Origin of the sequence: Comamonas sp. Y33R10-2, from assembly GCF_019355935.1 — a bacterium.
Taxonomy (GTDB): Bacteria; Pseudomonadota; Gammaproteobacteria; order Burkholderiales; family Burkholderiaceae_C; genus Comamonas.
Window position 1 is genome coordinate 3,550,783 of the sequence record NZ_CP079925.1, and the last position, 19,535, is coordinate 3,570,317.

General features: G+C 57.2%; 21 protein-coding genes. 13 read left to right on the top strand and 8 right to left on the bottom strand.

Going from position 1 to position 19,535, the window contains the following annotated elements; all coding sequences use genetic code 11:
• Positions 1 to 13: 13 nt before the first annotated feature.
• The gene (locus KUF54_RS16000) at positions 14 to 478 is read left to right on the top strand and encodes a MaoC family dehydratase (protein ID WP_219343745.1); all 465 of its coding nucleotides are present in this window, start codon (positions 14 to 16) and stop codon (positions 476 to 478) included.
• Between the two features lie 81 nt (positions 479 to 559).
• Here the strand turns inward: KUF54_RS16000 and trmL are convergent, their stop codons facing one another.
• Together trmL and KUF54_RS16010 are read right to left on the bottom strand one after the other, a co-directional pair.
• Positions 560 to 1,054, bottom strand: coding sequence for a tRNA (uridine(34)/cytosine(34)/5-carboxymethylaminomethyluridine(34)-2'-O)-methyltransferase TrmL (gene trmL, locus KUF54_RS16005; RefSeq protein WP_219343746.1), 495 nt, complete (start codon positions 1,052 to 1,054; stop codon positions 560 to 562).
• Positions 1,055 to 1,141: 87 nt separating this feature from the next.
• Positions 1,142 to 1,735: a ComF family protein gene (locus tag KUF54_RS16010; RefSeq protein WP_255576167.1), complete on the bottom strand. Its 594-nt coding sequence runs from the start codon at positions 1,733 to 1,735 to the stop codon at positions 1,142 to 1,144.
• Between the two features lie 247 nt (positions 1,736 to 1,982).
• Between KUF54_RS16010 and KUF54_RS16015 the strand changes: the two genes are divergently transcribed.
• The 7 genes from KUF54_RS16015 to KUF54_RS16045 all read left to right on the top strand — a co-directional run bounded on the left by KUF54_RS16015 (position 1,983) and on the right by KUF54_RS16045 (position 8,745).
• Positions 1,983 to 2,891, top strand: a complete 909-nt coding sequence (locus KUF54_RS16015; protein ID WP_219343748.1) for a trans-aconitate 2-methyltransferase — start codon at positions 1,983 to 1,985, stop codon at positions 2,889 to 2,891.
• A 589-nt stretch (positions 2,892 to 3,480) separates the two neighbouring features.
• Positions 3,481 to 5,058 (top strand): cytochrome c oxidase subunit II, encoded by a 1,578-nt coding sequence (gene coxB, locus KUF54_RS16020; protein WP_219343749.1) that lies wholly within the window; start codon positions 3,481 to 3,483, stop codon positions 5,056 to 5,058.
• A 34-nt stretch (positions 5,059 to 5,092) separates the two neighbouring features.
• The gene (gene ctaD, locus KUF54_RS16025) at positions 5,093 to 6,751 is read left to right on the top strand and encodes a cytochrome c oxidase subunit I (protein WP_219343750.1); all 1,659 of its coding nucleotides are present in this window, start codon (positions 5,093 to 5,095) and stop codon (positions 6,749 to 6,751) included.
• Positions 6,752 to 6,761: 10 nt separating this feature from the next.
• On the top strand, positions 6,762 to 6,884 hold the full coding sequence (locus KUF54_RS16030; RefSeq protein ID WP_219343751.1) for a cytochrome oxidase small assembly protein: 123 nt from the start codon (positions 6,762 to 6,764) through the stop codon (positions 6,882 to 6,884).
• A 37-nt stretch (positions 6,885 to 6,921) separates the two neighbouring features.
• Positions 6,922 to 7,566, top strand: a complete 645-nt coding sequence (locus tag KUF54_RS16035) for a cytochrome c oxidase assembly protein (protein ID WP_219343752.1) — start codon at positions 6,922 to 6,924, stop codon at positions 7,564 to 7,566.
• Positions 7,563 to 7,760 (top strand): DUF2970 domain-containing protein, encoded by a 198-nt coding sequence (locus KUF54_RS16040; RefSeq protein WP_219343753.1) that lies wholly within the window; start codon positions 7,563 to 7,565, stop codon positions 7,758 to 7,760. Before KUF54_RS16035 ends, KUF54_RS16040 begins: the two co-directional genes overlap by 4 nt.
• A 103-nt stretch (positions 7,761 to 7,863) precedes the next feature.
• Positions 7,864 to 8,745, top strand: coding sequence for a cytochrome c oxidase subunit 3 (locus tag KUF54_RS16045; RefSeq protein ID WP_219343754.1), 882 nt, complete (start codon positions 7,864 to 7,866; stop codon positions 8,743 to 8,745).
• 107 nt (positions 8,746 to 8,852) lie between these two features.
• Here KUF54_RS16045 and KUF54_RS16050 read toward each other — a convergent pair whose 3' ends face one another.
• The gene (locus tag KUF54_RS16050; protein WP_219343755.1) at positions 8,853 to 9,095 is read right to left on the bottom strand and encodes a twin transmembrane helix small protein; all 243 of its coding nucleotides are present in this window, start codon (positions 9,093 to 9,095) and stop codon (positions 8,853 to 8,855) included.
• A gap of 14 nt (positions 9,096 to 9,109) precedes the next feature.
• Between KUF54_RS16050 and KUF54_RS16055 the strand changes: the two genes are divergently transcribed.
• The 5 genes from KUF54_RS16055 to KUF54_RS16075 all read left to right on the top strand — a co-directional run bounded on the left by KUF54_RS16055 (position 9,110) and on the right by KUF54_RS16075 (position 14,284).
• Complete coding sequence (locus KUF54_RS16055) at positions 9,110 to 9,958, top strand: SURF1 family protein (protein ID WP_255576168.1); 849 nt, start codon at positions 9,110 to 9,112, stop codon at positions 9,956 to 9,958.
• Positions 9,885 to 10,673: a hypothetical protein gene (locus KUF54_RS16060; protein ID WP_219343757.1), complete on the top strand. Its 789-nt coding sequence runs from the start codon at positions 9,885 to 9,887 to the stop codon at positions 10,671 to 10,673. Before KUF54_RS16055 ends, KUF54_RS16060 begins: the two co-directional genes overlap by 74 nt.
• Before the next feature lie 90 nt (positions 10,674 to 10,763).
• Positions 10,764 to 11,681 carry a heme o synthase gene (gene cyoE, locus KUF54_RS16065; protein WP_219346439.1) on the top strand — a complete coding sequence of 306 codons (918 nt, stop codon included), beginning with the start codon at positions 10,764 to 10,766 and terminating at the stop codon, positions 11,679 to 11,681.
• A gap of 10 nt (positions 11,682 to 11,691) precedes the next feature.
• Positions 11,692 to 12,297, top strand: coding sequence for an SCO family protein (locus KUF54_RS16070; RefSeq protein ID WP_219343758.1), 606 nt, complete (start codon positions 11,692 to 11,694; stop codon positions 12,295 to 12,297).
• 220 nt (positions 12,298 to 12,517) lie between these two features.
• The gene (locus tag KUF54_RS16075; RefSeq protein ID WP_219343759.1) at positions 12,518 to 14,284 is read left to right on the top strand and encodes a bifunctional diguanylate cyclase/phosphodiesterase; all 1,767 of its coding nucleotides are present in this window, start codon (positions 12,518 to 12,520) and stop codon (positions 14,282 to 14,284) included.
• A gap of 430 nt (positions 14,285 to 14,714) precedes the next feature.
• On the opposite strand, the gene KUF54_RS17485 is transcribed toward KUF54_RS16075, so the two are convergent.
• The 5 genes from KUF54_RS17485 to KUF54_RS16100 are packed head-to-tail and all read right to left on the bottom strand — an operon-like array spanning position 14,715 to position 19,472.
• On the bottom strand, positions 14,715 to 15,329 hold the full coding sequence (locus KUF54_RS17485; RefSeq protein WP_255576169.1) for a hypothetical protein: 615 nt from the start codon (positions 15,327 to 15,329) through the stop codon (positions 14,715 to 14,717).
• A gap of 17 nt (positions 15,330 to 15,346) precedes the next feature.
• Complete coding sequence (locus tag KUF54_RS16085) at positions 15,347 to 15,937, bottom strand: immunity 22 family protein (RefSeq protein WP_219343760.1); 591 nt, start codon at positions 15,935 to 15,937, stop codon at positions 15,347 to 15,349.
• Entirely contained in the window at positions 15,927 to 16,574 is a 648-nt protein-coding gene (locus tag KUF54_RS16090; protein ID WP_219343761.1) for a DUF4375 domain-containing protein, read from the bottom strand. The genes KUF54_RS16085 and KUF54_RS16090 overlap by 11 nt, the downstream gene beginning before the upstream one ends.
• Before the next feature lie 3 nt (positions 16,575 to 16,577).
• Positions 16,578 to 17,516 (bottom strand): hypothetical protein, encoded by a 939-nt coding sequence (locus KUF54_RS16095; protein WP_219343762.1) that lies wholly within the window; start codon positions 17,514 to 17,516, stop codon positions 16,578 to 16,580.
• A gap of 24 nt (positions 17,517 to 17,540) precedes the next feature.
• A complete protein-coding gene (locus KUF54_RS16100; RefSeq protein ID WP_219343763.1) occupies positions 17,541 to 19,472 on the bottom strand; it encodes a beta-ketoacyl-ACP synthase III in 1,932 nt (643 codons plus the stop codon).
• Positions 19,473 to 19,535: the final 63 nt, after the last annotated feature.

The window sequence follows — 19,535 nt, forward strand, 5'->3', positions numbered from 1 at the left end:
CTACATTGAGGGTATGAAAACCTTTCGCTCCTACTCCGAAGTGCTGGCCTGTATTGGGCAAGAAGTCGCTGTTAGCGACTGGATCACCATCAGCCAAGCGCAGATTCAAATGTTTGCCGATGCTACGGGCGATCAGCAATGGATTCACACCGACCCAGAGCGTGCAGTCCAAGGCCCATTTGGTGGGCCTATAGCGCATGGTTTTCTCACCCTGTCGCTGCTGCCGCAGTTTTTTGAGGGAACGTTCGAGATTGAAGGCTCAAAAATGGGGGTGAACTACGGCTTGAACCGGGTGCGCTTTATGGCTCCTGTACCCGTCAACAGTCGCTTGCGTGCACGCATGACGCTGCAAGCCGCTGAGCGAATTGAGCCCGGTGGCATTCAAATGACTTGGCTGGTTACCGTCGAGCGCGAGGGTGGCGACAAGCCAGTATGCGTCGCCGAGTCGCTGGCACGCAGCTTTGGTGCAGCGGCGTGACCGCTTTTATCAAGACCGTCTCATCAACAAAAAAGCCCCTAGGAAGTTGCCTTGGGGCTTTTGTTTCGATGCAGTCTTTAATCAGGGCGCAGGGATAGGCTCGGCCAGTGCTGCGCCGCCAAAGCCTTGTTGGCGCCAAGCTTCAAACACCGTCACCGCCACGGCGTTAGACAAGTTCAGGCTGCGCTGCGATGCCAGCATGGGCAGGCGCAGGCGCTGCTCGTTAGGGAACTGGGCGCGCACATCGGCAGGCAAGCCCTTGCTTTCAGAGCCAAAGACAAACCAGTCGCTAGCTTTGAAATTCATAGCGTGAGCGGGGCTGCTGCTATGAGTAGTCATGGCAAACATGCGCTCGCGCTGGGGCTGGCAGGTCGCGATGAACGCCTCCCAGTTGGCATGGCGGGCCAGATTGGCGTACTCGTGATAGTCCAGACCGGCACGGCGCATGTGGCGGTCTTCCATGGTAAAGCCCAGCGGCTCAATCAAATGCAGGCTGCAGCCCGTATTGGCAGCCAAGCGGATGATGTTGCCCGTATTGGGGGGAATCTCGGGCGCCACAAGAACGATATGAAACATGGGGCGCTATTGTGCAGGGGAGGCTTTACCCGTGCTGCCTGCCCCGGTAGTTTTTGAAATATCTCGTAAAGCGGCTTTTAGCGTGCATTACGGCGTGCGGGCCAGCACGGCGGCGCAGACAGATGCCGCTCCTGCCGCCAGCAGGCAACTGGCCAGCGCATCCAGCGTAGCGCCTGTGGTCATCACATCGTCAATCAGCAAGATATGGCGGTTTGCAACTTGCTTTACCTGCGCTGGCTCTATGCTGAATACGCCGCGCAGTTGGCGCAGGCGCTGCTCTCGCTTGGATGCATGCTGTGCTAACTCCAGATGTTTGCGCTGCACTACGTTGGTTAGCACGGGGCGTTTGATGCTCGTTTGCTTGGCCAGCGCGCGCGCCAGCAGCAAGCTATGGTCAAAGCCGCGCTCCTGTATGCGCTGGCTGCTGGTGGGTACTGGCAGCAGCGCATCGCAGGCCAGCAACTGCTCTGTGACCTCAGGGTGGCTGGCCAGCAAGCGCCCCAAACTGCGCGCCAGTCCTAAATCGGCCTGAAACTTGTAGTGGGTGATGAGGTCTTGCCAAGGGTAGGCATAGCTTAGCACAGAAGTGCAGCGCTGGAGCTTGGGCGGCTGCTTAAGACAAGCTCCACAGGTGCAGATCAAAGCCGGCAGTGGTATGGCGCAGGTCTGGCAGCGGTGCATGGGTGTGGCCCAACGCAAGCGGCAGTCACTGCAGATGCGTGGCCCCGGCCAGCGCCCACAGACGGCGCATTGGCTGGGCAAAGCGTCCAGCCAATTTTGTGGATGAAGACGTAGGTGAAGGCGAAGGCGTGAAAGCCATGACGCATGAAGGCCGGGCATGGAATCAATATACTCGCGCCGCAATGATTCCCTTTCAGGCTGAAGTTGAGACTCCATTTCGCTCTACTTCTGCCAGCTTTGACTGCTCATGTCCCACGCTCTGCCTCCCACTATTGATTTTGTAGCTGCAAACCATTGGCATTCGGCCGCTCCAGCCGAGTCGCCTTGGTTGCATGAGGAGGTGGCTAGCCGCATGCAGCAGCGGTTGGACTGGATTGTGAAGCCACCCGAGCAGTGGTGCCACTGGGAGCCGGTGCGCGGCGGCATGGCATCGCACCACTTGCTGCGCGAGCGCTATCCACAGGCCGAATGCACGATTTATGAGCCTGTGGCCCAGCGTCAGGCCATTGCGCAAGAAAAACTCACCAGCCGCTGGTGGCAACTCTCGCGCTGGAAGGGGGCTGCTGCGCAGGTGGCTGAGCCTGCGCAAGCGAGCTTAGACATGCTGTGGGCCAATATGGTGCTGCACACCGCAGCAGACCCGCAGACCTTGATTGAGCGCTGGCACAAAGCGCTCAAAGTCGATGGCTATGTGATGTTCTCGGGTCTGGGGCCAGATACGGTGCAGCAATTGCACCGCCTGTATGCCCAACTGGGCTTGGGTCCAGCAGGTCACGCCTTTACCGATATGCATGACTGGGGCGACATGCTGGTGCATTCCGGTTTTGCCGAGCCGGTGATGGATATGGAACGCATCACGTTGACCTTTGCTACGCCAGAGCGTTTGCTGCAAGAGTTGCGCGAGTTGGGGCGCAATCTGCACCCAGCTCGTTTTGCCGGTCTGCGCGGCAAGCGCTGGAAGGCGGACTTGCTGCAAAAAATGGCCGAGCACTGGCCCGAAAAGCAGGCTGATGGCCAGTTGTCGCTGACCTTTGAAATCGTCTATGGCCATGCCTATAAACCTCAGCCCAAGCTGCGCTTGGAGGCCAATAGCGCCGTCTCGCTGGAAGACATGAAAGCTATGCTCAAGCAGCCGCGCAACACGGGTTTGCGATAGTTCAAGTGTCGTTTTCTGGTCAGTGTTTTTGCCTCAATGCTGCCTACAATTTCCCCAAGTTATTTACTAAATAGCAGTCATCTTTCGGGCGCCTCTCCAGCCTGAAAGAAACAAAACAGTGCGGCTTGAGTCGCCGGGGGAGTGTCGGGTGTTTCGCTTTGCCAAGGGGAATGGCCAGCGGTTTTTTGAGCGGCCAGATCTCGTAGTTCATCGTCACCAAAAGCCAGTATTTCGCTGCGCTTGCGCATTCATGTGCTCTGCTTTTGCTGCAGCGTATGCGCGCACTTCTTTGCTTTGTTTTGTGGTGGCTGCCATGCCAGTTTTTGCCATGCCCGGTATATGCCGCGGCATGCCTTGTTCGTTGTGGTTTTGAGCTGGATAAGCGCTGCGAAGTGAGGGTGGGTTGGCACGGCTTTGCGGCACATGCATTAGTGAATGCGCGCAGACGGTGCTATCAAATTTTGGGGCATGCTGAGGTGTAGTTCGTAAGAATTGTGTGAGTGCACAGCCTTGCGACGCATGCAGCGAATGCGTTGTGCAAGCAGTCTGAGCAAGTGGACAAACTAAGGCTTAGAGGTAAGTGAAAACGATGAAAAACATTTCCACCAAGCTGGTTGCCCGGAGTTTGGCCTTGGCAGCGTGGGGTAGTTCCATGGCTTACGCCGCGCAGGATTTGCCGGGAGGCCCTGCCGTCAATCAGCTCAACCTGCACCCGCCTGTTACGCGTATTGCCGTAGAGCAGCACTGGTTGCACTGGATGATGCTCATCATCTGCACGGTGATCTTCTTGGGCGTGTTTGGTGTGATGTTCTATTCCATCTGGAAGCATCGCAAATCAAAGGGTGCCAAGGCTGCGAACTTTCATGAATCCGTCAATGTAGAAATTGCGTGGACGGTGGCTCCATTTCTCATCGTCATAGCAATTGCGCTGCCTGCCACCAAGGTGTTGGTCGCGCAAAAAGATACGACCAATGCAGACCTCACCATCAAGGCCACGGGTTATCAGTGGAAATGGGGCTATGACTACCTCAACGGTGAAGGCGAAGGGCTGGCTTTTATCTCCACGCTGGATACGGCGCACCGCCAAATGTCCAACAGCGGCGATGTGAGCAATGCGCCTAGCGACTATCTGCTCAAGGTAGACAATCCGCTGGTGGTGCCTGTCAACAAAAAAGTGCGCATCATCACCACGGCCAACGACGTGATTCACTCCTTCATGGTGCCTGCCTTCGGTATCAAGCAAGATGCGATTCCCGGCTTTGTGCGGGACACATGGTTTAAGGCTGAGAAGGTCGGTGACTACTATGGCCAGTGTGTTGAGCTGTGCGGCAAAGAGCATGCCTACATGCCCATCCATGTGAAGGTGCTGTCTGCCGAAAACTACAGCGCTTGGGTGGCGGCTGAGCAGAAAAAACTGGCAGCCAAGGCCGATGATCCGAATAAGGTTTGGGTGCTGGCGGATTTAATTGCCCGTGGCGAAAAGGTTTACGCTGCTAACTGCGCAGCCTGTCACCAAGCCAGCGGCAAGGGCGCTGGTGCGATCAAACCACTAGACGGCAGTGCGGTCGTTCTGGGCCCCATGGCTGACATGATGCATGCCGTGCTGGAGGGACGAGCTAACGGCGCTATGCCCGCTTGGAAACAGTTGAGCGACACTGATTTGGCTGCAGTCGCTACCTTTACCAAGAACCACTGGAGCAACCAAACCGGCCAGTTAGTGCAGCCTGCACAGTTTTTGGCAGCGCGCGGCGGCAAGTTCCCTGAAGGTGGTGGTGCAGCACCTGCAGCAGTTTCTCCCCAGGCGCCTGCAATCGCTCCAGCCGAAAACGCGCCCGCAGCAGCTAGCGCTGCAACCCCCTATCAAGTCTTTTTCGAAACCGGCAAGAGCACGCTGGATGACGCGGCTGTAGTTGCTGTGAAAAAGGCTGCTGAATACGGTGCTGCGCACAAGGACAGCAAGATTGCGCTGTCTGGTTTTGTGGATGCAACCGGCAACGCCGACAAGAATGCGGAGCTGGCTAAGGATCGCGCCAAGGCTGTTGCCAAATTATTGAGCGAGAGCGGTATTGCCGCTGACCGTATCGAGATGCGCAAGCCCGAGACCATTACCGCCGCCGCAGGTGCAGACCAGCAGGCACGCCGTGTTGACATTACGGTCGCCCCGTAAGAGCCGGGTATAGAGACAGATTGGAGAAAAGAATATGAGTGCCGTAGTTCCTCCCGTCCACACCCATGACCACAGTCATGAGAGCCATGGTCACGATGACCATGGGCATGACGACCATCATCACGCCATGCCCACGGGCTGGCGCCGCTGGCTGTTTGCGACCAATCACAAAGACATCGGCACGATGTATCTGTTGTTCTCCTTCACCATGCTGATGGTGGGGGGCGCTCTGGCTATGCTGATTCGTGCTGAGTTGTTCCAGCCGGGCTTACAGATCGTCAACCCTGAGCTGTTCAATCAGCTCACCACCATGCATGGCCTGATCATGGTGTTTGGCGCCATCATGCCGGCCTTTGTGGGCTTTGCTAACTGGATGCTGCCGCTGCAAATTGGCGCATCCGACATGGCTTTTGCGCGTATGAATAACTTCAGCTTCTGGCTGTTGATTCCTGCGGGTTTGATGCTGGTGGGCTCGTTCTTCATGCCCGGCGGCGCACCCGCGGCAGGCTGGACGCTGTACGCGCCACTGACGCTGCAAATGGGCCCCTCCATGGACACCAGCATCTTTGCGATGCACGTCATGGGTGCCAGCTCCATCATGGGTGCGATCAACATCATCGTGACCATTTTGAACATGCGCGCACCCGGCATGACGCTGATGAAGATGCCCTTGTTCTCCTGGACTTGGCTGATCACCGCATATCTGCTGATTGCCGTCATGCCCGTGCTGGCAGGTGCCATCACCATGACGCTGACAGATCGCCACTTTGGCACCAGCTTCTTTAACCCCGCAGGCGGGGGCGACCCGGTGATGTACCAGCACATCTTCTGGTTCTTCGGCCACCCCGAGGTCTACATCATGATCTTGCCGGCCTTCGGTATCGTCAGCCAGATCGTGCCCGCCTTCAGCCGCAAAAAGCTCTTTGGCTACACTTCCATGGTCTATGCCGTGGCGGCCATTGCCATCTTGTCTTTTATCGTGTGGGCGCACCACATGTTCACCACAGGCATGCCGGTCACAGGTCAGCTGTTCTTTATGTACGCGACCATGCTGATCTCCGTGCCCACAGCGGTCAAAGTGTTCAACTGGACGGCCACGATGTGGCGCGGCTCCATGACGTTTGAGACCCCCATGCTGTTTGCCGTGGGCTTTATCTTCGTATTCACCATGGGCGGTTTTACAGGGCTGATTCTGTCCATGGCGCCTATCGACATTCAGCTGCAAGACACCTACTACGTGGTGGCGCATTTCCACTATGTGCTGGTGGCCGGATCGCTCTTCTCGATGTTCGCCGGCTACTACTACTGGTCGCCGAAATGGACGGGCGTGATGTACTCCGAAAGACGCGGCCAAATTCACTTTTGGGGCTCACTGATTTTCTTCAACATCACGTTCTTCCCCATGCACTTCCTGGGCCTGGCTGGCATGCCGCGTCGCTATGCCGACTACCCCATGCAGTTTGCCGACTTCAATATGGTCGCGTCGATTGGCGGTTTGGGCTTTGGATTGATGCAGGTGTACTTCTTTGTCTTCGTGGTGTGGCCTGCCATGCGCGGTCGTGGCGAAAAAGCGCCGCAAAAGCCTTGGGAAGCCGCAGAGGGTTTGGAGTGGGAAGTGCCTTCACCCGCACCATTCCACACCTTTGAGACACCGCCTAAGCTCGATGAAACCGCCACCAAGGTGATTGGCTAAAAAGACGCATATGACAACGCAAACTAGACTGCAAGAGCAGCGCAAGGCAAACCGCAGGCTGGGGCTGATTCTGGCCTCCACCGCTGCCGTGTTCTTTATCGGTTTTATCGTGAAGATGGCCTTGCTGCACTGATGCGGCAGGCCTGTGCAGCGGATGCAAGGAGCGTGAAGTGAGCGTAGCCAAGGAAAACGCAAAAATGGTGGGCAAACTGGCGATTGTCGCGCTGGGCATGTTCGCGTTTGGCTACCTGCTCATCCCCATCTACAAACACATCTGCGAGATGACGGGCATCAATATTTTGTCGCTGTCTGAAAAGCAGGTGCCCGGTGCGGGAGTGGCCGGGCGCGATGTGAAGCTGCCCAGCAATAGCCAAATCGACACCACCCGCACGATCACCGTAGAGTTTGATGCCAACGCGCGTGGCCCTTGGGACTTCAAGCCCGCCAAGCGCACGGTACAAGTTCACCCCGGTGAGTTGGCGACTGTGATGTATGAGTTTCAGAACGTGCAAAACCGCCGCATGGCCGCGCAAGCCATTCCCAGTTATGCACCGCGTCAGGCCACCGCTTTCTTTAACAAGATGGAGTGTTTTTGCTTTTCGCAATACACGCTGGAGCCGGGTGAAAAGCGCGAGTGGCCGGTGGCCTTTGTGATTGATCCGCGCATCTCCAAAGATGTGAAGACCATCACCTTGTCGTACACGTTTTTTGAGGTGGGTGGCAAGGTGCCTGCCGCACCTGTTTCACCTGCTTCGCCAGTGGATAGCACGGCAGCCACCGATCTGGGTGTGGCTGCCTCGGGGAGCCACCTTTGACGGATGAGGGCAAAAAGTCTGGCTTTTGGCGCAGCATCGTTGCCGTGGCTTGGGCCATGCTGGGTGTGCGCAAGGGCAAGGAGTATGAAAAAGATTTTGCCAGCATCACCCCGCTGCACGTGATTGCAGTGGGGCTGGTGGCCATTTTTGTTTTGGTATTAGCGTTGATATGGATCGTTAACTTGGTCGTTTAGCTTAGGCTGAGGACGGTTGAGATGAGTGAGATCCACGTCATAAAGAGCAAGTGATAGTAGAGCGTCGGTAAAAACAACGATCAACAGCGTCAGGAGCCGAGTGATGAGTGCAACCCATAAGGGCGCGACCCCTTACTACTATGTGCCAGCCGAATCCAGTCATCCGGTGATGGCGGCCATCGGTCTGTTTTTCATGATTTTGGGTGCAGGCACCTGGATCAATGGCCACGAATGGGGAATGTATTCCCTGTACTTTGGGCTGATCTGGTGGCTGTCGATACTGTTTTTCTGGTTCCGCGATGCCGCGCGCGAAAGCGAAGCCGGGCTCTATAGCCGCAAGATTGATCTGTCTTACCGCTGGAGTATGAGCTGGTTCATCTTCTCTGAGGTAATGTTCTTCGGCGCCTTCTTTACCGCCCTGTGGTGGGCACGCTCGCACTCGGTGCCTACGCTGGGCAGCTTATCCCATGAGCTGTTGTGGCCTAACTTTCAGGCCGTGTGGCCTAGCGTGGCAGCCGGTGCCACGGCATCGCCTGGCAATATTGTTGAGCCCTTCAAGACGGTGGGCCCGTTTTGGCTGCCCACCATCAACACTGCGCTGCTGCTGACATCGGGCGTGACGCTGACCATTGCTCACCACGCGCTACAAGCCAACAACCGTGCCCGCTGCATTCGCTTTATGTGGATGACGGTGATTTTGGGTTGCATCTTCTTGGGCGTTCAGGCTTACGAGTACTACCACCTGTATACCGCGTACAACCTCAAGCTCAACTCGGGCGTGTTTGGCTCCACCTTCTACATGCTTACCGGCTTTCACGGCTTTCACGTGCTGGTGGGTATGTTGATGCTGTTCTTCATCACCATTCGCTTGATGAAGGGTGACTTCACCGACAAGCACCACTTCGGCTTTGAAGGCGCGGCTTGGTACTGGCACTTTGTGGATGTGGTTTGGGTCTTCCTCTACATCCTTGTGTACTGGATGTAAGCCGCAGCGCGGCAAAGCGCATTGCGTTTGATTCATGGAAGTTTCAGCCAAAAACTGGCTGAAGTCCATGCCAATCAAACGCAAGGCGCTTTAATTTTTGATGGTGATTATTGCCCTGGTTGCCAGCCTGTAGGTTGAATCCAACCCATCTTGGCGCTGAGCAAAATGCAGACAAAAAGCACAATAGAAATCGCCACGCGAATAGCCAGAGCGCGAAACATCTTTCGGCTGCGTTCGGCATCATCCGCGGCCGTATTGGCGCTGCCATCGCCTTTGCGCATCATGAAGAACAGGGCGCTGCCCAAGCTCGCCAAAATGGCGAGAAAAGCGAGAATGATGACGAATTTCATGAATGGATTATCTGGTGTCTAGCTTTCGAACTCCAGACCTCTGGCGGTTTTTACTGATCTCTTTTGCTGCCTTGATCTGCACAGGCATCACAGCGTCACTGGGTTTTTGGCAATTGGGCCGTGCAGCGCAAAAGCAAGAGATTTTTGATGCCATGGAGCGCCAGCAGGCACTAGCACCTTGGGGCAATGCAGAGCTTGCGTTGCAGGTTCCGGCAGTCACTCAAATCCTGACTGATTCAAAGCGCAAAGAGCTGTTGCACAGGCCCGCGCAACTGCAAGGTCAGTGGCTTGCTGAGCAAACGGTGTTTTTGGAAAACCGGCAAATGCAGGGCAAAGTCGGTTTTTACGTGCTCACGCCGTTTCGCCTTGCTGCGCCACATGAGGGCGCGATCATCATCGTGCAGCGCGGCTGGGCGCTGCGTAACTTCATGGATCGAACGGTTTTACCGGATGTGAAGACGCCTGCTGGCACCGTTACGATTGAAGGAAGGCTGCAAGCTCCGCCCTCAAAACTGATGGAGCTTGAGGGCCTGAAAAGCGGCAGTGGGGTGGCCGACTCCGGGGCAGACCCTGATGGGCAAAAGTCGCTCATCCGACAAAATGTAGACATTGCCCAGTGGGCGCAGCAAAGCCGCTTGCCGCTGCTGGCGCTGAGCTTGGTAGAGACCAGCGATAACGCAGCTAGTCAAGGCTTGCTGCGCGACTGGCCGCAAATCAATGCCGGTGTGCAAAAGCACTACGGCTATGCTTTTCAGTGGTTCGGACTCAGTGTTTTGGTGGTGCTGCTTTATGTCTGGTTTCAACTCGTCCGACGCTTTTACTCCCCCCTGCGCAAGGAGCAGTTCGAAGCACCTCAGCCATGATGGTGATGAGCCACTGAGCTTTGCCGTTCACAGCTTGCCCGACCCCGCGCAAAGCCAGCTCCATCAGGTAGCCCCGGCTGGGCAGGCGCGCAGCGGTCGATGGAAAATGCTGGCGGTGCTGCTCATGTGTGCAGCTCCCGTCGTTGCCTCTTACTTCACCTATTACGTGCTGCGGCCCACGCAGCAGCGCAGCTATGGCGAGCTGATTGCCAGCCAGCCCAGCCTGCCTGATGTGCAGGTGCAAAAGCTCGATGGCTCCAGCGTGAATTTGCGCAGCTTGCAAGGGCAATGGTTGCTGCTCAGCACCAGTAGCGGAGCTTGCGAAGAACGCTGCCAGGATCATCTGTATTTGCAGCGCCAACTGCGTGAAACGCTGGGGCGAGAGAAGGATCGGCTGGATTGGGTTTGGCTCATCAACGATCAGCAGCCTGTGAGCGAAAAAATTCTTTCTGCGGCAGAGCAAGCGACTGCGCTGCGCATGCCGACTGCCGCTATTCAAGCTTGGTTGCAGCCTGAGGCCGGCCACACGCTGGACGAGCACCTGTATGTTGTGGACCCACAAGGACACTGGATGATGCGCTTTCCTGCGAATCTAGACAAAGCCTCGGCTGGCAAGGCCAAGCGTGATTTAGAGCGGCTGCTGCGCGCTTCTTCCTCATGGGATGAGGCCGGGCGTGGGGCAGGGCGTGGTGCAGCAGAAATAGCCGATAAATAAGCATTAAATACGCTTGTGGTCTATATAGATAAATGACTGCTAGCTATATAAATCATAGTTGTTGAGGTGGCTGGTATGCAGGCTGAAGTCATGAATGCGCAGGACACTGCTCAACCCGCAGCAGAGACTGCGCAGCCCTCATCGCGTTGGGCGCAGTACTACGCGCTGACCAAGCCGCGGGTGGTGCAGCTCATTGTTTTTTGCGCCTTTATTGGCATGGTGTTGGCGGTCCCCGGCGTGCCGACTTGGGCAGACTGGACTCGCATGCTGATAGCTAGCGCAGGCATTTGGCTCGTCGCGGCAGCGGCAGCGGCTTTTAACTGTTTGGTAGAGCACGCGATTGATGCGCGCATGAAGCGTACTGCTTGGCGGCCTACTGCGCGTGGTGAGTTATCGCACTCTCAGGCCTTGGTGTTTTCGGCCCTGCTGTGCGCAGCAGGCGCTGCCGTCTTGTTGGTAGCGGTGAATGCCCTGACGCTGTGGCTGACGCTTGCAACCTTTGTGGGCTATGCCGTCATTTACACCTTGATTTTGAAGCCACTGACGCCGCAGAATATCGTCATTGGCGGCGCATCGGGTGCCATGCCCCCTGTGCTGGGCTGGGCGGCCATGACGGGGCAGGTCGGGCATGAGGCATGGCTTCTGTTTCTCATCATCTTTTTGTGGACCCCCCCGCACTTTTGGGCACTGGCGCTGTACCGCGTTGAAGACTATCGCCGTGCAGGCCTGCCCATGCTGCCAGTCACGCATGGCAATGCCTTTACGCGGCTGCAAGTGTTTCTCTACACGGTGGTGTTGTTTGCGGGCTGCTTGCTGCCGTTTGTGGTGGGCATGAGTGGCTATCTTTACCTCTTTGCCGCAGTGATTTTGGGGTTGGGCTTTTGCGGTTATGGTTGGGCATTGCTGCGCAACTACTCTGATGCGCTGGCACGTAAAACCTTCCGTTTTTCCCTGATTCACCTGAGCATGTTGTTCGCCGCCTTGCTGGTGGATCACTACCTGACTTGACTGCCCCATAATGGATAAACGAGCTGTACTGCGCACTTTGGGCGCTGCCACATTAGCCGGTATGGCTGCATTCACTTTGAGCGCCTGCAAGGGCGAAAAAAAGCCTGCGTTTCAAGGCGTGGATGTGACCGGTGCTGAATACGCCAAAGACATTCCGCTGACCGATGTGAACGGTCAAAAGCGCAGTCTTAAAGACTTCTCTGGCAAGGTCGTTGCCGTCTTCTTTGGCTACACCCAATGCCCTGATGTTTGCCCGACCACGATGCAGGAGCTGAAAGAAGTCAAAGAAGCTTTGGGATCTGTCGGCGCCAAGCTGCAAGCCATCTTTATCTCGCTCGACCCTGAGCGTGACACGCCCGAAGTGCTCAAGGCCTATATGGCGAACTTTGACGAAAGCTTTGTGGGCTTGACCGGCACGCCTGACGAAATCGCTGCCGTGGCCAAGGACTTCAAGATTTACTTCAAGAAGGTACCCGGCAAGGCCGCAGGCACGTACACGCTGGACCATTCAGCAGGTACCTATCTTTATGACACTCAGGGCCGTTTGCGTGTCTATGAGCGCTATGGGGCGGGCCCGCAGGTGCTGACCCAGGATGTGAAGTCCCTACTCCTCTGACATTGAATCTGCGCTGAACTGCGTTGCTTGCTGCTGAGGCGGGCATCGCGCATTTTGCGCAACTGCGGGTCTTTTAAATCCGCTTCAGCATCAACGATTCATAGAGTAGGTTTTGTTGCATTTTGTAAATTTGACTGGTAGAACTGCAGTTAGTTAATACGCCCTTTGCGCAGCTCCGGCACCAGGCTTGGGCTGGCGAGTGGGATGTAGGAGTCTGCATATGGCGCAATCCCAGTCTGCTTCTTGCAAGAACCCTATGGCCGAGGCCATCACGGAGAGGGGCATGCCCGCCGGCCCTGCTCAACCGCCTGCGTTGATGAGGATGGACACCTTGCTGACTCGGCGTGAGCGCGATGCGCTGGATGCGGCCCCGGATGGGTTGTTGCTGGTGGACCGCGAGGGGCGCATCGTGGTGGCCAATGCGGCGATGGAGGCGATTTCCGGCTTTGAGCGTCAAGAGTTGGAGGGGCATCTGATAGACAGATTGCTGCCCGCCGATATGCACGTCAAGCACCGCAGCTATATGCAAAGCTATTTCGCGCGGCCATCGCGCAGGGCCATGGGCTTGGGCGGTGTGCTGTGGATGCCCCGCAAACAGGGTGGTTCGGTGCCGGTGGATATCGCTTTGGGCTATTTTGGGGATGCGCAAGCGGGCATTGCCGTGGCCTTTGTACGCGATGTGACCGAGATCAATCAGATGCAGCAGCGCCTGAAGTTTCAGGCTACCCGCGACACCCTGACCGGGCTGAACAATCGCTGGCAGTTTGGGCAGGAACTGGCCGAGCAAATCCGGCTGGCACAAAGCAGTGGCGAGAGTCTGGCTTTGCTGCAACTGGATCTGGATAACTTCAAGGCCATCAATGACGGCTATGGACACGATGCTGGAGACCAGTTGCTCAAGGAAGTAGCCAACCGCCTCAAGGAACAGTTGCGCAACGATGGACTGCTGGCCCGCCAGGGAGGCGATGAGTTCATCGTGCTGCTGGTGGGTGAATGCGCGCAGCGTGCCCGCTTTTGGAGCACGCAAATATTGGCCGCACTGGCGACACCTTTTGAGTTGGAAGGCCTGGCCCTGGATTTTGGTGCCAGCATCGGCATTGCCCTGTACCCGGAGAACGCGCAGACGGGCGATGATCTGCTGCGCTTTGCCGACATTGCCATGTACTGCGCCAAGGCGCAGGGCCGTGGTCATGCCTTGTTCTATGAGCCAAGCATGGGCAAGGAAATGGCCGAGCGCGTGCTGCTGGCCGATCGTCTGCGAATTGCCCTGAGCTATGGCGGGCTGCAATTGCACTATCAGCCCCAGGTTGATGTGCGAAGCGGTGGCATTGTGGGGGCCGAGGCCTTGCTGCGCTGGAATGACCCGATGCTTGGCAACATCAGTCCGGCGCGTTTTATTCCGGTGGCCGAGGCATCGGGCCAGATTGTGGCGTTGGGCAACTATGTGCTGGATGCCGCATGCCAGCAGATTGCTCTGTGGCTGGCGGAGGGGACGCCTTTGCGCGTGGCGGTGAGTCTTTCGGCCTATCAGCTGCGCCAGTCCAATCTGGTGGAGCTGGTGCATTCCTGCCTGCTGCGCCATGCTGTGCCCGCCCACTGGCTGGAGCTGGAGGTCACTGAATCCCAGGCCATGCAGGATTGTGAACACGCCAAGGAGGTGCTGGGCCAGCTATCGCGCCTTGGGGTGACGATTGCACTGGATGACTTCGGCACCGGCCATTCTTCGTTGGCCTATCTGCAATACCTGCCCGTGCAAAGAGTCAAACTGGGGCGTGAGTTCCTCTTTCCATCTCGCCATCGCACGCACTTGGTGGGGGGGATTTTGCGCATGGTCCATAGCCTGGAATTGGAAGTGGTGGCAGAAGGGGTGGAGACCCAAGATCAGCTGGAGTTGCTGCAGTCGCTGGAGTGCAATTTCTTTCAAGGATGGTTGCATTCCCGCGCCATGCCGGCGGATCAGATGCAGGACTGCTTGAAAGCGGCGTGAGGCAGGACGGGATCCGCAAGATGTGTAGCACGCAAGGCGCTAGGGATGCTGCTTCCAGTCGGGTTTAGGAAAGTGCTCATTGGAGGCCGTAGCAATCAAATCGAGCTCTGGCGCACCCGATGCACCGAAGTGCACGCCAAGCCCCCAGCGCATTTGCTGGCGCTGGCCTGAAAACCAGAATAGCTTGCGCTCCCAACTACCCGGTGGGGTGGTTTGCGTGTGCTTTCTTCCAAGTGTTGCTGAATGCGGACCAAGCCTGGTGCCAAGTGCCAAGGGGCGAGCTGCCGCAGCACATGGTGAAGCTCTTGCGTCCATACAAGGTTGACAGGAAAAAAGCGCATAAAAGACTGGCCGGCGGCCAGTTTGCGCACGTGTTCACTGAGTTGAACCCCATAAAGTTTACAGGCTGAACTGATTTGGCCCTGCTGCATCAAACGGCGGGCTTTAGCTTGCTGTGCGTCAATGCCGGGCGCTTGCGCGTAGCAGGGCCATAGGCTGCCAGAATGATCGTAGTGCGCGGTGCCAGCCGTCCGCGTGCATCGCGTGGCCAGAAGGAGGCAAGGCGTGTGCCATCCAGCCGTGCAAGATCCTGTTTGAGTTGTTCCAGTACCTGCGGTGCATCGGGCAGCTTTTCCAGCAGATTGAGTTCTACACGATACTCAATCGCATCAAAAATGCCTTCTGTCAGCAGTTTGTCTGGATTGTCTGCTATGGTTTTGAGAGTTGTAGTCGCTGGCGCAGGTTCAGGGGGCATGTGCCATTCGTCCAGAAATGCTGCCAAGCGTTCGGGGCTGCAAGTGATCTCGTGGTGAACCAGCTCGCTTGCCGCATTGCGCACGTTGATCCAAGCATGCAGGCGCTGATTCGTATCCAGCAGCATGCCTTCTTCATAGCGCGTTGCCGAGAACGCTCCGTGATGGGTGAACATCACGATTTCGATGTCACCGTCCACTGCACTGTGGGTGATGCGTGTGGTAGCTGCATCCTGGGGCTCAATCAGGCAACCCGGCAGTTGCCGCCATTGCTGCGCGAACGGGTCAAGCAAGTCCCGCGCGGCGGGCTTCAGTCGTCAAAAAGACCGAGATAGGAAAGACCGTTGTAGCGCTTGTCTGGCGCGGTGATGAGCTGGGTGGGGTCGGCATAGACGAACATGGCATTGGCCTGATGCAGGCCCTGTGATGCGCAGGCCTGGATGATCTGCGCGAGGGACTCTTCACTGGCCAGGGTGCTGTGGCCCACGATCTCTGCAATGGAGACAGCTTGCGGCAGCCAGATGACCAGCAGCAAGTCTTCGTCATACAGGTAGGGGCTGCATATGTCCTGGCAAAAGCCGCAGCCGGTGACATCGTGGCTAGCGCTTTCAATGTCTTCGACTTCCAGCGCCCAGTAATCGTCTGAGTATGCAAAGTACTGGCCAAACGCTTCTTCATTGAGCGTGGTGTTGCCGATCCAGAAGTGCAGGGCGGAGAAAGGCGCTGGCGGTGGAGTGGGTCCTAATTCATCCACCCAGCCAAACAAAGTGCCGGGCTTGAGCTGGTGTCGCTTTTCCAGTTCAGGAAAGCCGCCGGTGGGCGTGCGGTTCAAAGCCTCATCGACTAGCGCCTTGCGAAAGGCCAGCGAATAAGTTTGGGCTGTTTTGGGGTCAGACTTCATCGCGCAGTCCATAGTGCTGGACAACCAGTTTGTCCAGCCGTTCCGGGTAGTCCCAGAAGGCTTCTTCCAGCTTCTGAAGCCGCTCGTGTTCGTCCTCTGTCAGCAACATCGGCAAGTCTGACAGGGCAATATCCCCGGGCGCTTCTTCCAAGCGTTGCACGCTGGCATACATGTTCTGCAAGCCAGCGCGGGTCGCGGTCGACCCTATGGCTTGCAGCGCTTGCAAGGCCATTTGATAGTTCTCAAACCCCCAGTTGCCGAGAAACTGCACAAAGCCGCCGTTGTTCACATCGGCTTCCATGCGCCACAGCGCGACCAGCTCATATTGCGTGGTTGAAATCTGCCGGATGTCCCAGCCCACAGATTGCAGCGCGTCCATCGCCTGGCGGTAGAGCTGGTCTTGCTCCATAGCCCAGACGCTGACCATGCCCTCTGGCGCGGGTGGCCACAGTGCGGGCCAGTTCAGTCCGTGGTCATCGTCGGTCAGTACCCATTGCAGGCGCTGCGCGGGCGTGGCTTTTTCTACGCGAATATGGCGCTGGATAGGTTCGGCCAGCTCACGCCCATCGCTCAGAGTAAGCCAGATGGTGTGCTCGTCAATACGAACATGGGTGATGCGCTTGCTTTGCGGGTCCATGGATCAGCTTTGCGCTTCGTTGTGCTCCATCACGGTGTCGGCGGCTTTGTGCATTTTGGCCAGCTCACGTGCAGGAATGGGCAACTCGCCGTTGGCCATGCGCGCTAGCAGCGAATGCAGCATCTCTGTGGACAGACCATGCAATACCAGTCTGTAAGCTGCATACAGCGTGGATTCCGGCACCATCGGGTGCTTGTTGTTGAGCAAGACGAGGTGCTCAGGCGAGGCCAAAATTTTGGCGCAGTAAATGCCGAGGGTTTCATCGAGCTGCAGCGAGTTGCTGGCACGCCAAAAGTCGTTATCGGTCAGTAGCAGCTGGTAGATGGGCGTGTACAGCTCAATCGCGCTTTGCAGATCAATGACGTTGAAGCGCCCGCGCGGCATGTCTTCGAGCTTGAGGGCGGGCTCGTGAATCATCGAAAAATCAGGCTCGGCCACGGGCACCAGCTCTTGCCCGTTTTCGCGCAGGGCCTTGTTGAGGCGGATCACAAAGTTGAAAAGGTTTAGGTCGTGTTTGAGGAAGAGTTCTTCCTTCACATCATCAATCTCCATGGGCATTAAGGGCGAGGTGCTTACCTTGGTGGGCGAGTTAGCCGCCACAAATTGCAGCACCTGAGAGCCCAGATGAAAGTGCCGCATGATGAGCCAGTTGGCTTCTGGTGAGAGAAACTTCTTCATGCCAAACGCCAGCATGCGGTGCAGCAAAATCGAGTGCGACCAGCGCTTGGGCAGAAAGATTTTCAGCGCCTGAATGAGGATCATCGACAGACGCGCCATGGGCCGCATCGCAGGCAAAAAGAACTGGCGCGAGCTGCTGCTGCAGTCGCGCAGCCAAGCGGCTTTTACATCATCTGGCAGCGGTGTGCTTTGGTCTAGATAAAGCGCCAGCCAAGGGCTGGGGTCGCGCTCGTCCCAGACATGGTCGTTGAATTCGTTCTTCATCAGGCCGTCTTCTCCCTAGATTTTTTATTCAGGCAGCACATGCTGAAACTGCATCAAATACATGGCCGCAGTGTGGCGCGCCGTTTGCAGTATGGCTTGCTGGGCTGTGCCTTCTGTGTCCAAGTCCAGCGCCAATTGCACGGCCATCAACCAGCGCTCCAGGTGGTGCTCATCATTGGCGCCGTGGTATTCCAAGAATCGAAATGCCTCGGGCGGCAAGGGCAGGGCGGCGCGCAGCAGCGGCAGCAAGCTGGGCACAATGCGCTGACCCGTGCCTTCAATGATGTAGATGGCACCCAGCAGGCCGATGGGGTTAGGCGTTGCGGCCAAGCCGTGCAGATAGGCGTTGAGCGCTTCACCGCCGGGGTTGCGGCGCAGGCGGGTGATGTCAGTTTCAGTGCCGCCAGCAGTCAAATAATCCTTGTGCAGAATCTTGAAGTCATGCTGCTCATCATCGGCGTGCAGATCGATCAAGCCGGCCAGCGCTGCATAGTCGCCTGTCAGCGATGCAGCGCCTTCGCGCATCCACAAACTACCCTCGCGCACTTGCGGAATCCAGTGGCTCATCCAGCGCACATAGTCGGCGCTTTGCAGCTCGCGGGTGCGAATGCGGCGCAGCAGCGGTGTGCGCCAGACATTGCTGCGGTAGTCCTGCCAGATGCTGGCCAGCTCGGTAAGTAGCGGGGCCAGTTGCTGCGGTGCGGCAGCTGGGTCGTGAGGAGCCGCGATGGTGGAGACATCGGGCAGAGCATCGTTAGCGATGATTTCAGTGCTTGCCGTTTTGTGAGGGAAATTGGCCTGCAGTGCTTGTTGGACGGGCGTATCCAGCTCTACTTCCCATAGCATGTAGCCTGCAGTGAAGCGGCCAGATTCTGGGATGAAGCAAAGCACGGTGTCGCCCGCTTTCAGGCGCTTGCCTTCTTTTTGCAAAAACTCCGACATCATGATGAAGATCGACGCTGCGCCGGTGTTGCCGCGCCATGCCAGATTGCTCCACCAGCGGTCTCGCGGGATGCTCAACTGGGCTTTTCCCAGCAAGTCATCGACCACGGGGATGAAGCGCTCTGACGAGTAGTGGCACAAAAAGTGGTCAATGCCGCGCTCGGGCACCCAGCCCTTGTGGGCAAGGTCGGCATACTCGTGAATGCAGACATCAAACAGGTGGGGTAGCAAGCGGATGTCTTGGCGCAAAGACAGCGCGCCAGCGGCTTCTGCATCGCCCCATGCGGGGAAGTCCAGGTGGCTTTTGCTGCGGTCTGGAGTCAGGCCCAGTTGCATGCAGACTGGGTAGTCACCTGCAAAACTGCGTTGATGAGTCCATTTGAGTTTGAGGCGCAGGCCGTTGGCTTGCGGCAAGGCCTTGGGGCCGCCTAGCAGCACGGCGCCTGCGCCATCGGACAGCATCCAGCGCAGAAAGTGGGCGTCAAAGTCGGTGTTGTAATCCTGCGCGGCAAAACGCGAGCGTTTGAACAGGCGCGACGGCATCTCGCTGGCCACAGACAGTGCCAGTGAATGCGCGCCGCTTTCCACCGCCATGGCGGCGGCCTGCATGGCGCCTACGCTGGCTGCGCACACGCCGTGTACAGACAAGGTTTCCATGGGTGGCGCAGCCATCTCGCCTTGAATCATGCTGGCAAAGCCGGGCATCAGCGCATCGCCGCCCGACGAGCCGCTGGAGAGATAGCCCACATCAGCGAGCGTTTTGCCAGCCAGCGCCAGTGTTTCTGTAATGGCACCTGCCGCCATTTGCGTGTTACTGAAGACTGTCTGGCCAGCGCCATCAATGGCGTAGTAGCGCTGCTGGATGCCGTTTTCCGCCAGGATGCGTTGCTTGATGCGCCCGGAGATGCGGTTCAGCGGTGCCACATAGGCATCCATGCCTGCGTTATCCACCGGAGAGCCGGGCAGGAACATGCCGGCAGATTGAAGATAGACGTTTGAATAGGCAACAGGCATAAATCCTCGACAGGTTTTTACGGCTTACGCAAACAAGGATGCACCAAGGACTGCTGCCTTTGG

Bases quoted from the DNA above. Each gene is read 5' to 3' on its own strand.
- cyoE (WP_219346439.1), top strand. From the start codon at position 10,764: ATGAATGCGCAGGACACTGCTCAACCCGCAGCAGAGACTGCGCAGCCC.
- ctaD (WP_219343750.1), top strand. From the start codon at position 5,093: ATGAGTGCCGTAGTTCCTCCCGTCCACACCCATGACCACAGTCATGAG.
- KUF54_RS16030 (WP_219343751.1), top strand. From the start codon at position 6,762: ATGACAACGCAAACTAGACTGCAAGAGCAGCGCAAGGCAAACCGCAGG.
- KUF54_RS16045 (WP_219343754.1), top strand. From the start codon at position 7,864: ATGAGTGCAACCCATAAGGGCGCGACCCCTTACTACTATGTGCCAGCC.
- KUF54_RS16000 (WP_219343745.1), top strand. From the start codon at position 14: ATGAAAACCTTTCGCTCCTACTCCGAAGTGCTGGCCTGTATTGGGCAA.
- KUF54_RS16095 (WP_219343762.1), bottom strand. From the start codon at position 17,516: ATGAAGAACGAATTCAACGACCATGTCTGGGACGAGCGCGACCCCAGC.
- KUF54_RS16010 (WP_255576167.1), bottom strand. From the start codon at position 1,735: ATGCACCGCTGCCAGACCTGCGCCATACCACTGCCGGCTTTGATCTGC.
- KUF54_RS16070 (WP_219343758.1), top strand. From the start codon at position 11,692: ATGGATAAACGAGCTGTACTGCGCACTTTGGGCGCTGCCACATTAGCC.
- KUF54_RS16060 (WP_219343757.1), top strand. From the start codon at position 9,885: ATGTCTGGTTTCAACTCGTCCGACGCTTTTACTCCCCCCTGCGCAAGG.
- trmL (WP_219343746.1), bottom strand. From the start codon at position 1,054: ATGTTTCATATCGTTCTTGTGGCGCCCGAGATTCCCCCCAATACGGGC.
- KUF54_RS16050 (WP_219343755.1), bottom strand. From the start codon at position 9,095: ATGAAATTCGTCATCATTCTCGCTTTTCTCGCCATTTTGGCGAGCTTG.
- KUF54_RS16085 (WP_219343760.1), bottom strand. From the start codon at position 15,937: ATGAAGTCTGACCCCAAAACAGCCCAAACTTATTCGCTGGCCTTTCGC.
- KUF54_RS16075 (WP_219343759.1), top strand. From the start codon at position 12,518: ATGGCGCAATCCCAGTCTGCTTCTTGCAAGAACCCTATGGCCGAGGCC.
- KUF54_RS16015 (WP_219343748.1), top strand. From the start codon at position 1,983: ATGTCCCACGCTCTGCCTCCCACTATTGATTTTGTAGCTGCAAACCAT.
- coxB (WP_219343749.1), top strand. From the start codon at position 3,481: ATGAAAAACATTTCCACCAAGCTGGTTGCCCGGAGTTTGGCCTTGGCA.
- KUF54_RS16100 (WP_219343763.1), bottom strand. From the start codon at position 19,472: ATGCCTGTTGCCTATTCAAACGTCTATCTTCAATCTGCCGGCATGTTC.
- KUF54_RS16090 (WP_219343761.1), bottom strand. From the start codon at position 16,574: ATGGACCCGCAAAGCAAGCGCATCACCCATGTTCGTATTGACGAGCAC.